Origin of the sequence: Parasediminibacterium paludis (assembly GCF_042651445.1) — a bacterium.
GTDB classification, from domain to species: Bacteria; Bacteroidota; Bacteroidia; order Chitinophagales; family Chitinophagaceae; genus Parasediminibacterium; species Parasediminibacterium paludis.
Map to the genome: position 1 here is coordinate 24,755 of NZ_JBHSDC010000003.1, position 14,307 is coordinate 39,061.

Genomic DNA, 14,307 nt, shown 5'->3' on the forward strand with positions numbered 1-14,307 from the left:
TTATTTCACATCTAGCGTTTTACCTTTCACAATCAAATCATCATTCACCATTAACTATATGAAAACTGCTTCTAAGAAAGTTATTAATGGCTGGGCCATGTACGATTGGGCCAATAGTGTGTACAATCTTGTGATTACATCTACCATGTTTCCTGCTTATTTTGAGGAAGTAACAAAGAATCCCGCTTCTAATAACGAAGTTGTATTTTTAGGTAGAAGTTTTGTGAATACTGCCTTATACAATTATGCATTAGGTTTTGCTTTTTTAGTCGTGGCAATTATGAGCCCCATTTTATCATCTATTGCTGATTTTAAAGGCAATAAAAAAACATTCCTACGCTTTTTTTGTACCCTTGGTAGTTTAGCCTGCAGTGGCTTATATTTTTTTAATGAACACACTGTAACGCTTGGAATTATCCTCGTTATTTTAGCTTGTATTGGTTTTTGGAGCAGTTTGGTATTTTATAATGCTTATTTACCAGAAATTGCGGAAGAGGCAGACCAAGATCGTGTAAGTGCTAAAGGTTTTACCATGGGCTATATTGGTAGTGTATTGTTGCAAATATTTTGTTTTGTGTTACTTTTTAAAAAAGAATGGTTTGGCATTGCTACAGCCTCTCAATCATTACAAATTTCTTTTTTGCTAGTAGGTATTTGGTGGTTTGGCTTTGCGCAAATTCCTTTAAAAGTATTGCCAAATGGTATTCCTGCTGCTATAAGGCCTGAGCATAATATTTTTGTCAATGGCTTTATTGAGCTTAAAAAAGTATTGGCACAAATTAAACAAATGCCTATCCTAAAAAGATATCTCGGTGCTTTTTTCTGTTACAATATGGGCGTGCAAACGATAATGTTGGCTGCTACGCTCTATGGTAAAAGCGAATTGAATATTCCAGTCACTAATTTAATCATCGCTATTCTTTTGATTCAACTAGTAGCCATTCCTGGATCTCTATTAATGTCTAAATTATCTGGCAAGTTTGGTAATTTGCAAGTACTAGCAGGCGTAGTAGTGATTTGGATTATCTGCTGTATACTTGGCTATTTAGTGCCTCGTGACGGTATTTATCAGTTTTATGGGTTAGCTACAATTGTTGGCTTTGTAATGGGTGGTATCCAATCACTAAGCCGTTCTACATATGCCAAATTAATGCCTGAAACCAAAGACACTACGTCATTTTTTAGTTTTTATGATGTGACTGAAAAAATAGCTATCGTAATTGGTATGTTTAGCTATGGTTACATCACTGAACTAGCAGGTGGTTCTCAGCGCAATTCTATTTTAGCCTTAATGACCTTTTTTATTGTTGGTTTATTGTTATTGATATATACGATTAAGGCTGAGAAAACACACAGAGCTGTTGTCTCGAAATAAGCCATCTTAAATTAGAAATTCCAAATTGCGACTATGAAGCTTTATTCTATCAATGCGGGTTATTTTAAATTAGATGGCGGTGCTATGTTTGGCGTAGTGCCTAAAAGTATTTGGAACAAACTAAACCCAGCCGATGAGAATAATATGTGTAGCTGGGCTTTGCGCTGTTTATTGATAGAAGATGAAGGCAAATTAATTTTGGTAGATACAGGCATGGGCGACAAACAAGACGTTAAGTTTTTTTCGCACTACTATATGTTTGGTGATGATTCTTTGGATAGTTCTTTAGCCAAGCATGGCTTTACGAAAGATGATATTACTGATGTGGTATTTACCCACTTACACTTTGACCACTGTGGTGGTGCCATTGTGCGTAATGGTGACCAATTAGTGTCTGCGTTTAAGAACGCTAATTTCTGGTGCAACCAACGCCATTGGTTGTGGGCCACACAGCCAAATGCAAGAGAAAAAGCCTCTTTTTTAAAAGAAAATATTTTACCAATGGAGGCAAGTGGCAAACTACAATTTGTGCCGGTGCCTGCTGAAAATTGGCAAAATCTTGATGGTAAACAATTGTTGTTAAATATTCCTTCTGGTATTACTAGCAACATCAGCTATCGTATAGTCAATGGTCATACTGATGCCATGATGCTACCACAATTGATCTATAAAGGCCACACCATTGTGTATATGGCAGATTTGTTACCTTCTACTGCGCACATACCATTGCCATATGTAATGGGTTACGATATGTTTCCACTAACTACGTTACAAGAAAAAACAAGTTTTTTACAAGAAGCGGTTGGCAATAACTACATCCTCTTTTTCGAGCATGACCCTGTAAATGAATGCTGCACTTTACAGCAAACAGAAAAAGGCATTAGAGTAAAAGAAACTTTTAGGTTAGGTGAGTTGTAGTTTATTGTAAATTTGAGAAAAGAAGAGACATGTCAGAAACTACTTATCATATCAAAATAAAGAAAGAGTACGCTTCTGCAATTCTTGAAGATTTGCAACAAGTAGAAGCGATAGAAATAGTAGAAGATATTCCTGAATGGCAACAACAGGAAGCTTTAAAGCGACTTTCATCAATGAAACTTGATATTTCTAGTACAATAACTGAAGAAGCATTTTTTGAATCACTTTCTAACTAATTAAGCGCTTACGGCTCGCAGAATGCGAGCCGTAAGCGCTTAACAACACTATGCTTGGTGTCATTTGTCTTCTTTGTCCCGTTGCGTGAAATATCTCTACAATTTCTCCATCTCTACAGCCACAAATTCCATCAAGGTTTTTATATGGCTTGGCGATAAATCAAACTTTAAACCAGCCGCTTCATACAAGGCAGGCAAGGTTTTGGTGCCGCCCAAACTCAATGCGTTGATATAATTGCCTATTGCCTTTTCACTATTCACCTGATACTGCATCCACAAACCGATAGCGCCTAGCTGTGCAATACCATATTCAATGTAATAGAATGGTACTTCAAATAAATGCAACTGACGCTGCCAAGCAATGGCTCTATACATATCTAAGCCAGTAAAATCAATGCTTTTGGTAGAAAACTCATTTAAAATTGCCGTCCATGTAGCGGTTCTTTCAGCTACAGTATGCGTTGGGTTTTCATACACCCAATGTTGAAACTTATCTATAATCGCTATCCAAGGGAAAATAGTAATGGTTCTCTCTAGTTGATGTTCTTTCGCTCTTTTTAAATCATCTGCATTGTCAAAAAAGCTTTCCCAATGGTTCATACTGAATAGTTCCATGGCCATACTTGCTACTTCTGCTATTTCCATCGGATATTCTTTAAACGCACTTAACTCTAGCTCATGCGCCAAGAACGAATGTATCGCATGACCACCTTCATGTACCATCGTTGTTACATCGCTCATTTGCCCAGCCGCATTCATAAATATAAATGGTGCGCCGCTTTCAGTCAACGGACAATTGTAACCACCCGGTGCTTTGCCTTTTCTGCTCTCTAAGTCAAAATGTTTTAGCTCGTCCATTTTGCGTAAGCAATCTGCAAAAAATGGATTTAACTGCTCAAAGCAAGTGATAGATTTGGTTAATAAATCTGCACCAGTGGTAAATGGTTTTAATGGTGTTACGCCTTCTTGTTCGGCTTCAGTATCCCAAGGTCTTAAGGTATCTAAACCTAGTTTGGTTTTCTTTTTAGCGTAAATGGTTTCTATCAATGGTAACACATGCAGTTTCACCGCTTCATGAAAATTGTAGCAATCTTCTTTGGTATAATCAAATCTGCCAAGTTCTACAAACTTATAATCTCGATAATTTGCAAAGCCAGCATTTACAGCTACTTGGTGGCGTTTTGCTATTAGCTGCGAGTACAAATCATGCATCGCATCTTGGTCTTGCAGGCGACGCTCTTGTATTTTGCGGTACACTTCTTCACGAAGGTTTCTATCGTGACTTTCTAAAAACTTGCTTGCTTGTTGTAGCGTGTATTCTTGACCATTTACCTCTACCGTCATTTTACCAGCAATAGCACCATATTGTTGCTGCATCACGCTTAGTTCTGCCTGTAGCGGTATATTTTCTTCTCTAAATAAATCAATATTCTTTTTTACGCTGCGCAAATAAGTGAAGTATTGGTCTTTGTCTAGCTCAGCGGTAAATGGCGAAGCAATCAGCTTTTTATTCAGCGCATCTGCATAAGGTTGCAACTTCGGCTGAATTTCCATACAGAAATACGTAAACGCTTCTTCCAATGCTTTGTCGGTCGTATCGCAAGTCATTTTTATTTGGCGCCAGCAAGCGTCTTCACTTACCACCGCTTCTACCTCGCTCATGTCTTTCAGCCATTGGTGCAAGTCTGCCACCGAAGCGATGTCTCTATCTAATAATTGTTTAAAATAAGGTTCTAAACTTTCCCAAGTTGTTACCGTAAAATCAGTAGGTAAAAAATGGCGTTCTAGTTTTTTAATATCCGCACTTAAGGTTTGCATCACTATACATTTTTAGATGGCAAATGTAGCGGTTTATCACGCAATGAATCCAAGACCGAATAGCGTTAAGCTTTAAACCTTTGGCCTTTTAAATTTAATAATCGGCGATGGAACAACTGGTGACAAAAAGTCCTTAGCACTTACAAAATTTATAGTTGAGTCTAACTGATACAATTTGAGATTCGCTTTCTTTTTAATTATCCATTCTTTTAAAGCAACTAATTCAGAAGGCGCATTATAACTATGTACTCGTATTCTTTTGTCTACGCTGTGATTATTGAAGTAAAACTGATAATCAATACCATCTTGGTAAGATTCAAAATAGGAACTATCTAGGCCTTGAAAATTTAAATAAGTAATTAGGCTATCAAGTTTAAACCTATCGCCGCTTTGTAACAGAGCAAAATAAGTAGTGTTACTTCTGGGTGTATCAGATGAAATTGTCGCAAAATGCTGCCTGATATACACTGTATCACTTGATGTAAACTTTATTGAAAAGCAGGTTGTAAAAACATCATTGTATGAGAAGTCAAAATCATAATTCAACACTTTATGTTGGGATGATTTAATAGCTTCATTGCACGACACAACAAAATAACTAATTACTACCATCAATATAAAAACTCTAATATTTGCTGACATAAATTTCAAAACTCGGTTTTTGATATTGTCTATTAGTTTAAAAATAAGTTTTATCGCTTGATATTAAAACAATCTACCGTTAGTTTTAAGTATTTCCTCAAAGAATTCGTTGTTTTCAATTTTCACCTACCCATTGTACCTATACAACAAGCCGCCGCAAGTTGCAGGAAGCCATTGTGCCTGTACGACAGCCCGCCATAAATTGCAGGAACGAATTGCACCTGTACAATAGCTCGCCGCGAGTTGCAAGAAGCTATTGTACCTATACAACAGCTTGCCGCAAATTGTAGGAAGGTTTTGTACCTATACAACGGTCTGCTGCAACATTTTTTACGCTGTTGTATTAATACAAAGGTGCATATTTTAATAAATGAAGATGATTTTCTTGAAAAAAGCATTTTTCAAGTTTTAGGGAACATTATTCAAGAAGTTTATCGACCTATTACACCTTGAGACGGGTAAATAAAGTAATTTATAACGCTGTCATAAAGCTTAAAATCCTGCAATAAGTGCTTGGGTATGATGCAATGATGCCAAATGCTATTGCCAGAACGAGTGATATAAAAATTAAAACCCAAGCTAATTGCGCTGCTTGTTTTTGATAGTGCAAAAATCCGCTGGCAATCGTACCTTCGCCCGTTCTAAATAAAGAGATTGTAGTGGCTGATATCATTCAATTATTACCTGATAATATTGCAAATCAAATAGCGGCTGGCGAGGTAATTCAGCGGCCGGCTAGTGCTGTAAAAGAGCTGCTAGAAAACGCTGTAGACGCTGGCGCTACCGAAATAAAACTGATTATTGTAGATGCTGGCAAAACCCTGCTGCAAGTAATAGACAATGGCAAGGGCATGAGCGAGACCGATGCAAGAATTGCATTTGAGCGCCATGCGACAAGTAAAATTCGCGCTATAGACGACCTATTTCGCATTAAAACCATGGGCTTTCGTGGCGAGGCTTTGGCTAGTATTGCAGCGGTAGCACAAGTAGAACTTAAAACCCGCCGTGCCGAAGATGAACTAGGCACATATATAGAAATTGAAAATAGTGTGGTGCTGAAACAAGAACCTTGCGCTTACCATATTGGTACAAGCATCAGCATGAAAAACTTGTTTTTCAGCGTACCAGCTAGGCGTAATTTTTTAAAAAGCAACGCGGCTGAAATGCGTCATATTATTGACGAGTTTATTCGTGTAGCCATGGCTTTTCCGCATATTTTTTTCTCGCTTACCAGCAATGGGCAGCAGGTATTTCACCTAGAAACAGGCAATTTAAAACAGCGCATTGTACAAATATTGGGCAATAGCTATTCGGCCAAGCTAGTGAGCGTAAAAGAAGAAATGGATTACATGAACGTGTACGGTTTTGTGGGCAAGCCCGAAACCGCTAAAAAAACACGTGGTGACCAATACTTTTTTGTGAACAATCGCTTTATAAAAAGCGCCTATCTCAACCATGCTATCAACACGGCTTTCAACGAAATGATTGCAAAAGATAGCTTTCCGAGTTATGTGCTGTTTATAGATTTAGACCCAAGCGTGGTAGATATTAACGTACACCCCACCAAGCAAGAGATAAAATTTGAGGACGAGAAAATAGTGTATGCGTTTGTACAAGCGGCTGTAAAACATGCGTTGGCACAGTTTAGCATAGCGCCTTCGCTTGACTTTACGCTGAATGCAGACATTCAAGGTTTAGATGCCATTAGCAAGCCATTTACCCATAATGAGCAAGACAATGCGGCATCATCTAACTTGTTTAAAACTTTTACCCAACGCAATCAGGCACACGCGATAGAGCCTACCAACAAAAACGAGCTAAAGAATTGGAAAGAGTTTTTTGAACCCTCAGCCCCTAAAGGGGATTTATTAAGTGGTAGCTCTGAGGAAAATTATTTTGAGTACGAGAAACCTTTTCAATCACTTGTAACCAGCAACCAGCAGTCAGTAACTAGCAACTTGCAACTTGTAACTCACACTTCGAGTTACACCATTCAGCATTGCTTGCAACTACACAATACCTACATTATTGCCGCTACGCAAAACGGCTTTGTATTGGTACATCAGCAGCTAGCACATGAGCGTATTTTGTACGAAAAATACAGTGTAGCTGCGCATGGTACACAAATGGCTACGCAAAAAAGTATGTTTCCAGTAAGCCTAGAATTAGTACCTAGCGATGCGGCTTTACTGCAAGAAATTTTACCAGAACTGCAAATGATTGGTTACTTAATAGAACCTTTTGGCAACAACACATTTGTAATTCAAGGCACGCCTGCTGATGTGATGCATGGCAATGAGAAACATAGCCTAGAATTATTGATAGAACAGTTTAAACATTTTAGCAGTGATATCAAGTTTAGTAAACGCGAAAAATTGGTACGCTGTATGGCAAGGCAGCAAGCCATTAAAAGCGGGCAACCATTACAGCCTAAAGAAATGGTGGCACTAGTAGAGGAATTATTTACCTGCAATACGCCTAATGTTACGCCCACAGGCAGCCCTACCTATGTAGAGTTTAAAGAAGATTATTTAGATAGAATGTTTCAGCGATTGTAGGGGTTTGGTTTTATCACAAAGAACACCAATAATAATTAGTACAACTTGTGTCAATCCTTGCGCTTTTTGTGGTTAGATAACTTTGCTGCAAATGGCTATCTTGCATACACCATGAAATGTCTTTTTTGCCTATTATTTATTGCTCAAATAAGCACTGCGGCGCTAGCGCAGAATAAATGGCTAAAAGTACCCACAAGCCCACAAGCTTACGAGACATTGCAATTAGAAAAGGGTGTCGTACAACCATGGGAAGATGGCAGCAGAACAACGCAAGATGGCAATAGCTACCAATGTTGGTACTACGATGCCCACTTAAACGATGGCAGTTTATTTGTCATTTCATTTAACCTGCGTGAAGGTACAAAACTAAAAAAGGCGCTTACACCATTTATTAGTGTAGATATAGTATTTGCAAATGGCAAAAAGATTGGCAGAACCATACGAGCGAAGCAAGCCGCCTTTACGTCGTCAACTACCAACTGTGATGTGCATATTGGTGACAGTTATTTTACAGGTAATCTAAATCAATACCATATTCATATCAGCGATAGCCTATTGCAGATGGATATTGATATGGTAAGAACAGCTGATAGCTGGCGGCCAGAAACAGGCATCTTTAACTTTGGTAATGATGGTAAATATGCGGGCTGGTTTGTACCTGTGCCCGAAGGCACAACCCATGTAACTTACACATACAAAGGCATTACGACAACGACTACTGGCAAATGCTACCACGATAATACTTGGTGGAATCAGTCGCCTAGAAAATTGTTTAACAATTGGTTTTGGGCAGCTACTGATGTAGGGCCTTACAAAATAATTACCTACAATATTACCGCTACAAAAAAATACCATTACGAACAGCAATTATCGTATGCGGTATTTAAAAATGGAAAGTTATTGGTAGATGATTATCGCAAAGTGGGTACTCAAAAAAGCGACGATATTATGCAAACTATTGGCAAAAAGCCACTAAGTAAAACCACTAAGTTTACCTATAGCGATAGTATAACTACCTACACATTAGTACTGAACCAAAAAGACATCTTGCAAAGCGTAGCCACTATTAAAAGTAATGTTACCAAACAATTGGTAAAACTATTTACAGGTTTTGATGGGGCTTATTATCGTGTTAAAGGCGTTGCTAGTTTTAGCGTTTACCAAAATGGGCAACTACAAAATACTTATCAATCTGATAACGCCATTTGGGATAGTTATTTCTTTGCTAATCCACCGAAAATATCAAAGTAATCAGGCTACTTAACAAACGCAGTAAGCACTTGCTTTACCACGCCATCCATTGCTTTATTATCTATCCAACGTACCACCATTACAAGGTCGTGTTCTGGGTCTACATAAATAATATTATTACCATTGCCTATGTGCACAAAAGCATTGGCAGGGGCAGATGGTAGTAATTTTTTGTCAGTATTTAAAAACCAATTCATATAGCCATAATCTGGCTTTGGCTTAGTAGGCGTTAAAGCTTGTTTAACCCATTTTTCGGAAAGTAATTGCTTACCGTTCCAATTACCTCTATGTAAGGTTAATAAACCAAAACGTGCCATATCGTAGGCATTAATAAACATACCGCCACCCCAATGGCCACCACCACTTACACTTTGTACGGGCTGTCCGTCAAGCACAATCCATGCATTGCGATAGCCTGCCCAACGCCAAGTAGTACTTGCACCGATGGGGTCCATGATATATTGCTTTAATACCTGTGGTAAGGGCTTGCGCCATACACTTGTGGTAGCTAGCGCAAGTGCATTTACACGCACATCGTTGTACTCATATACAGTGCCGCTTGGATACCTTTCACGTAACCATTTACTCGGGTCGGCATCGGGTCTGTCGGCCCATTCTGGCTTGCCCCAAAGCGTTCCTTCCCAGTCGCTCGTTTGGCGCAACATATCATCCCAAGTAATGGTTTTATTATGTGGTGTTGCAAATAGGTTAAGCAGTTGTGGTTGTCCTATTAAGTCGGCAGAGCGATTTACTTGATTTGGCGTAAATAATTCAATTGGTGGAACATATTTAGCAACAGTATCGGTTACGTTAGTTATCAAGCCACTATCTACCGCCAACCCTACCACTGAAGACAAAAAGCTTTTGGTAACACTGTGCGTCATATCGCAGCGAGAAGGTTCGCCCCAAGTAGCTACAATATAACCTTTATAGACAATAATACCAGTTGGTTCGCCGCGCTCAGCAAACGGGCCAATGCCTTCACCAAAAGGTTCTTTACCAAAGGTTTGGTAATGATTGACCTCCATATTACGAGGGTTTTTGGTTTCGTTGGCTTTGGCGAAAGCTATGGTGGCATCAATAGCAGCGCTATTTAAACCCAAATCAGCAGCAGTTTTTTGTTGCCAACTACCAAATGGGGGAAAATAGGGAGCTGGCGTTATAGTTATCTTTTTTTGAGACCAACTGAAGCTATAAACACACAGTAATGCTAGAGTGAGTAAAATTTTGCGCATAATGATTTATATAAAATATGAGGAATGACTACTTGATAAACTTACCGATGACAGGCAATTTCTGAAACTCTTTGCGTTCTACCAATAAAATAAACCAAATGTAAACATACATTAAAATAGTAGCGATAGTAAGGTTAAACACGATGTTGTGCCACAAAATAGTAAGTCCTTTGTGTATAAAAAACAGGGTAACTACAATTGCCATATAAGCCACTAATTTCTTCCAAGCATAGGGTATACGGTATTCTTTTTGCCCCCAAATAAAACTTACCACCATCATACTGCCATAGCAGAAAAAGGTAGCCCAAGCACAGGCCATATAACTATAACGAGGTATAAACAAGTAATTAATTAAAATAGTAATCGCGGTGCCAATAAGTGTAATATAAGCACCTGCTGTGGTGCGATTACTTACTTTATACCATATGCTAAGATTATAATAAATACCCAGAAACATATTTGCAAGTAACAGTATTGGTACCACAGCTAAACCAACCCAATGTTTTTCTGCAATAAAATGCTTCCAAATAGGGATATACAAGCTTACCACTAAAAACATAAGTGAGATGATAATGACAAAAAACTTCATCACTCTTGCATATACTTTTTGTGGATTTTGTCCTTCTGCTTGTTTAAAAAAGAAGGGTTCGGCGCCCATTCTAAAAGCTTGAATAAAAAGCGTAATTAGAATAGATAATTTGTAACAGGCACTGTATATACCTCTTTGCTCATCAAAGTCGTAAGTATTGGGTAGCCACCAACCTAGCATCAAACGGTCAAAAGTTTCGTTAATCATGCCGCCTAAGCCAGCTAAAAGCATTGGCAAAGCATACAGCATCATTTCTTTCCAAAGTGCTACATCAAATTTCCATTGTTTAGGTAGTAACCATTTGCTAAGTAATAATAACGTAAATGCGGATTGTAATACATTAGCTAATAAAATATACTTTACAGGATTGTCTGTGGGATTGTAAATTAATTTTAAAAAAGATTGAGGATGTGCAATAACATATTTACCACAATAGCTTACAAAGAAAATAGTAACTGCCACATTAATGCAAATACCTGCAATTTTGATAAAGGCAAATAGTACTGGTCTTCCCTCATTTCGTAATCTGGCAAAAGGGATGGTCGACAAAGCATCTAATGCCATAATAATGATGCTAAGTTGAATAAGCTGGGGAAACTCTTTCAACGAAGCAATGTTAGCTAAAGAACTTTGGTTAAACCAAATTAATACAAACAATAGCAAAGTACTACACAACAAAGAAATGGTAATGGTACTATTAATACTTTCTACCCGCTCCTTTTTTTGTACAAATCGAAAGTAGGCCGTTTCCATACCATAGGTGAATATGATATTAAAAAGTGGTATCATTGAATAGACCGCACCTATTCTACCAAAATCTTGTTTGGTAAGTGCTGCAGTTAAATAAGGGGTTAGCAAATAATTAATAAACCTTGCAGCAATGCTACTTAGGCCATAATATAATGTTTGCCCCGCTAATTTTTTAATATTACTCAATGATAAAAGTTGGTTAGGCTGCTAATGTAACAAATGTGTGGTTAGTGCAAGTGGATGAATGTTGGAATTGTGTTTTCTGTTCCTGGTTCGGCAAAGCGTTTGTCTTTTAAAAAGCTAGTGTCGCTTAGCGTGTACAAAAATGCAGTGAGTTGGCCTATTTCAAAATTTGATAATGCTAATTTGTTCTTAAATATACTATCTGTGGTAGGGCCATTAAATGCTTGGCTACGGTAATGGTCAAATACATTCATTAAACCAAAAAAACGGCCATCGTGTCCATAAGGCGCTGTGTAAGCCACATTGCGCAAACTTGGTACCCTAAATTTTAGAGAATCAAGGACATTTCTGGTAATGCGCATTCTGCCATAGTCATTTAAAAACGTATCTATTGGCATGCCGATATTACGATAGCTAAAATCTGTAAACAACGGCTCGGTGTGGCAGTTTGCACATTTTTTCTTAAAAATATCGTAACCTAGTTGTTCTGGTAAAATAAAATTTGCCTCGCCACGCATCACTTTATCGTACTTGCTATTGCTACTCACCATCAGCAGCATAAACTGGCTCAAAGCTTTCATAGTACGTTGTGTAGTAATAGCAGCGTCGCCAAAAGCTTTGGTAAACAAACGTTTGTACACAGTATCGGCTTTTATTTTTTTGACTACGTTGTCGATGGTTTCGCCCATTTCATTTGGTGCAGTAATTGGTGCTAATGGTTGAAGGTCTAAATGATTGATACCGCCATCGGCCATAAAATTGTTCACCCACGCCAGATTGGCTAGGCTAGGGGCGTTGCGGGTTGTAAATGCGTTATTAATACCATGACTTAAATTATGGTCGTAAGTAGCAAAAGCCGCAAACTGTTGATGACAACTACCGCAGGATAAGCTGCCATCCTTACTTAATCTTGTGTCGTAAAATAGTTTTCTGCCAAGCGCAAAGCCCTCTTGCGTCAATGGATTATTTTTAAAATCATACACAGGTTGTGGCCAGCCCTTTGGTACTGTAAAAGGTATTGGCGTACCGATAATTTTAGGATCAGTATTTTTTGAAACCCAAGCGATACCTGCGATGATGAAGAATGATAGCAATAATATGACAGAAAGTAGACGCATTAATTTACTGAAACTATTTTAAACATGGTGGCATAATTATCGGCTAATTGCATAGCTAAATTTCCTGGCGAATGACAAATGGGATGCTCAGCAATTTTAATGTTGTGTACAGATTGAAACCATTTGTTGATGTCGGCTTCTATAACTACTGAATTTGAAATTTGAAATTTGAAATTTAATATCTCTAATCGTATTCGTCTTGCAGTATTTTCTCCATTTCTAAAACCGCCAACATGTAGTGAAAACAAATTGCCTGGCACTTTTGCTACCGTGGCAATACCTTCTAATTTCGCCATAATATAACCACTATTCCAAGTCCAAAACATGCCATTCAGCGGATCCAAAGCACCTGTTTGTACACCATTAACGTTTTTAATACTATCTACGCCTAATAAAAATTCTATCCCTGTAATTTGCTTTGCCAAAGTAGTAAAAGTAATATTTTTAGAGGTGCTATCTGCCTCATCAATTAAATAATAATCATTATGTGTATCTATAAATTTGCCACTAGCATTAATAAGGCGAATATTTGATACATAATACTTGAAGCGATTGATTACTAAATCTTCACCAAAACTATTTTTATAGGTATTGCCCAACTGCAATAGTTCATTACCAATGGTATTTCGAAATTGAAGCGTAATGGTTTGCTGCGCAAATGAAGCAGTATTGATACAGCAACGGATAACAATAAATCCTATAATTAAAAGTTTGATCATTTGTTTACTATATTAATGCTAGTAGTCAATTTTACCTCTCATCGCCTTTATAAAGGCGTTCCGCTTTTTATTGTCTAATCGTTTCTCTTTTGCGGCTTTACTTGGCTTACTTGCTATTCTACTTTTCTTTTTCTCCAATGCCTTGCTAATCAATGCTTGCATTTTTTCAATCACATTGGCTTTGTTTTGTAACTGCGTTCTCGCCGTTTGCGATTTTACCAATAAGTTACCATCAGTTGTAATTTTATTGGCTAGTTTATCAAGTAAAATCAGCTTTTGTTCATCTGTAATTAAACTTGAAGCAGCTACTAACCATCTGCCTTCAACCATCGTTTCTACTTTATTTACGTTTTGCCCACCACTGCCACCACTTCTTGCCGTTTTAAATACGATCTCGGCTGTAATATCTATCTTCATTACCTAAAATTACAACATAAATTGATTCTTGATTATGAGAGTTGTTATTCAAAGAGTAACCGAAGCTTCTGTAACTGTTGATAATAGTATAACAGGCAGTATTCAACAAGGTTTGCTAGTGCTTGTAGGTATAGAAGATGCAGACACAATGGAAGATTTGGTATGGCTAAGTAATAAAATTTGTAACCTGCGGATTTTTAATGACGCTGAAGGTGTTATGAATAAAAGCCTGATGGATTGTGACGGTAATATTTTACTTGTAAGCCAATTTACTTTGCATGCAAGCACGAAAAAAGGTAACCGACCGTCGTATATCAAAGCCAGTAAACCACCTATAGCTGTGCCGCTTTATGAAGCCATGATACAACAGTTACAAACCGACTTAGGAAAACCTATACAAACAGGCATTTTTGGTGCAGATATGAAAGTGCAATTATTAAATGATGGCCCTGTAACAATAGTGATTGATAGTAAAAACAAAGAATGAGCGCACGAATT

The 14,307-nt window shown here is 37.8% G+C and carries 12 protein-coding genes and 1 pseudogene; 6 read left to right on the top strand and 7 right to left on the bottom strand.

The genetic code is table 11. The features are described 5' to 3' along the window. Positions 1–58 precede the first annotated feature (58 nt). The 3 genes from ACFOW1_RS03805 to ACFOW1_RS03815 are packed head-to-tail and all read left to right on the top strand — an operon-like array spanning position 59 to position 2,529. Positions 59–1,375 (top strand): MFS transporter, encoded by a 1,317-nt coding sequence (locus tag ACFOW1_RS03805; protein WP_379012387.1) that lies wholly within the window; start codon positions 59–61, stop codon positions 1,373–1,375. A gap of 33 nt (positions 1,376–1,408) precedes the next feature. Then, the gene (locus ACFOW1_RS03810; RefSeq protein WP_379012388.1) at positions 1,409–2,293 is read left to right on the top strand and encodes an MBL fold metallo-hydrolase; all 885 of its coding nucleotides are present in this window, start codon (positions 1,409–1,411) and stop codon (positions 2,291–2,293) included. 29 nt (positions 2,294–2,322) lie between these two features. Further along, positions 2,323–2,529, top strand: coding sequence for a hypothetical protein (locus ACFOW1_RS03815; protein ID WP_379012389.1), 207 nt, complete (start codon positions 2,323–2,325; stop codon positions 2,527–2,529). A gap of 96 nt (positions 2,530–2,625) precedes the next feature. Here ACFOW1_RS03815 and ACFOW1_RS03820 read toward each other — a convergent pair whose 3' ends face one another. Both ACFOW1_RS03820 and ACFOW1_RS03825 read right to left on the bottom strand, forming a co-directional pair. Then, positions 2,626–4,347 carry a M3 family oligoendopeptidase gene (locus ACFOW1_RS03820; RefSeq protein ID WP_379012390.1) on the bottom strand — a complete coding sequence of 574 codons (1,722 nt, stop codon included), beginning with the start codon at positions 4,345–4,347 and terminating at the stop codon, positions 2,626–2,628. Positions 4,348–4,419: 72 nt separating this feature from the next. Continuing rightward, positions 4,420–4,989 carry a hypothetical protein gene (locus ACFOW1_RS03825; protein WP_379012391.1) on the bottom strand — a complete coding sequence of 190 codons (570 nt, stop codon included), beginning with the start codon at positions 4,987–4,989 and terminating at the stop codon, positions 4,420–4,422. Between the two features lie 659 nt (positions 4,990–5,648). On the opposite strand from ACFOW1_RS03825, the gene mutL reads away from it, so the two are divergent. Continuing rightward, positions 5,649–7,547, top strand: coding sequence for a DNA mismatch repair endonuclease MutL (gene mutL / locus ACFOW1_RS03830; RefSeq protein ID WP_379012392.1), 1,899 nt, complete (start codon positions 5,649–5,651; stop codon positions 7,545–7,547). A 111-nt stretch (positions 7,548–7,658) separates the two neighbouring features. Then, positions 7,659–8,798, top strand: coding sequence for a hypothetical protein (locus ACFOW1_RS03835; protein WP_379012393.1), 1,140 nt, complete (start codon positions 7,659–7,661; stop codon positions 8,796–8,798). 5 nt (positions 8,799–8,803) lie between these two features. Here the strand turns inward: ACFOW1_RS03835 and ACFOW1_RS03840 are convergent, their stop codons facing one another. The 5 genes and pseudogenes from ACFOW1_RS03840 to arfB all read right to left on the bottom strand — a co-directional run. Then, on the bottom strand, positions 8,804–10,033 hold the full coding sequence (locus ACFOW1_RS03840) for a serine hydrolase domain-containing protein (RefSeq protein ID WP_379012394.1): 1,230 nt from the start codon (positions 10,031–10,033) through the stop codon (positions 8,804–8,806). A gap of 28 nt (positions 10,034–10,061) precedes the next feature. Next, positions 10,062–11,558: a lipopolysaccharide biosynthesis protein gene (locus tag ACFOW1_RS03845; protein WP_379012395.1), complete on the bottom strand. Its 1,497-nt coding sequence runs from the start codon at positions 11,556–11,558 to the stop codon at positions 10,062–10,064. Between the two features lie 41 nt (positions 11,559–11,599). After that, complete coding sequence (locus tag ACFOW1_RS03850) at positions 11,600–12,673, bottom strand: cytochrome-c peroxidase (protein WP_379012396.1); 1,074 nt, start codon at positions 12,671–12,673, stop codon at positions 11,600–11,602. After that, the gene (locus ACFOW1_RS03855) at positions 12,673–13,392 is read right to left on the bottom strand and encodes an MbnP family protein (RefSeq protein WP_379012397.1); all 720 of its coding nucleotides are present in this window, start codon (positions 13,390–13,392) and stop codon (positions 12,673–12,675) included. Before ACFOW1_RS03855 ends, ACFOW1_RS03850 begins: the two co-directional genes overlap by 1 nt. 18 nt (positions 13,393–13,410) lie before the next feature. Beyond that, positions 13,411–13,803: pseudogene (arfB, locus tag ACFOW1_RS03860) on the bottom strand (alternative ribosome rescue aminoacyl-tRNA hydrolase ArfB); the annotation flags it as partial. Positions 13,804–13,843: 40 nt separating this feature from the next. On the opposite strand from arfB, the gene dtd reads away from it, so the two are divergent. Further along, positions 13,844–14,296 (top strand): D-aminoacyl-tRNA deacylase, encoded by a 453-nt coding sequence (gene dtd / locus ACFOW1_RS03865; protein WP_379012398.1) that lies wholly within the window; start codon positions 13,844–13,846, stop codon positions 14,294–14,296. Positions 14,297–14,307 lie beyond the last annotated feature (11 nt).

Excerpts from the sequence above, each read along its gene's own strand:
- ACFOW1_RS03805 (WP_379012387.1), top strand. The coding sequence starts at position 59 with ATGAAAACTGCTTCTAAGAAAGTTATTAATGGCTGGGCCATGTACGAT.
- ACFOW1_RS03810 (WP_379012388.1), top strand. The coding sequence starts at position 1,409 with ATGAAGCTTTATTCTATCAATGCGGGTTATTTTAAATTAGATGGCGGT.
- ACFOW1_RS03815 (WP_379012389.1), top strand. The coding sequence starts at position 2,323 with ATGTCAGAAACTACTTATCATATCAAAATAAAGAAAGAGTACGCTTCT.
- ACFOW1_RS03820 (WP_379012390.1), bottom strand. The coding sequence starts at position 4,347 with ATGCAAACCTTAAGTGCGGATATTAAAAAACTAGAACGCCATTTTTTA.
- ACFOW1_RS03825 (WP_379012391.1), bottom strand. The coding sequence starts at position 4,989 with ATGTCAGCAAATATTAGAGTTTTTATATTGATGGTAGTAATTAGTTAT.
- ACFOW1_RS03835 (WP_379012393.1), top strand. The coding sequence starts at position 7,659 with ATGAAATGTCTTTTTTGCCTATTATTTATTGCTCAAATAAGCACTGCG.
- ACFOW1_RS03840 (WP_379012394.1), bottom strand. The coding sequence starts at position 10,033 with ATGCGCAAAATTTTACTCACTCTAGCATTACTGTGTGTTTATAGCTTC.
- ACFOW1_RS03850 (WP_379012396.1), bottom strand. The coding sequence starts at position 12,673 with ATGCGTCTACTTTCTGTCATATTATTGCTATCATTCTTCATCATCGCA.
- ACFOW1_RS03855 (WP_379012397.1), bottom strand. The coding sequence starts at position 13,392 with ATGATCAAACTTTTAATTATAGGATTTATTGTTATCCGTTGCTGTATC.
- dtd (WP_379012398.1), top strand. The coding sequence starts at position 13,844 with ATGAGAGTTGTTATTCAAAGAGTAACCGAAGCTTCTGTAACTGTTGAT.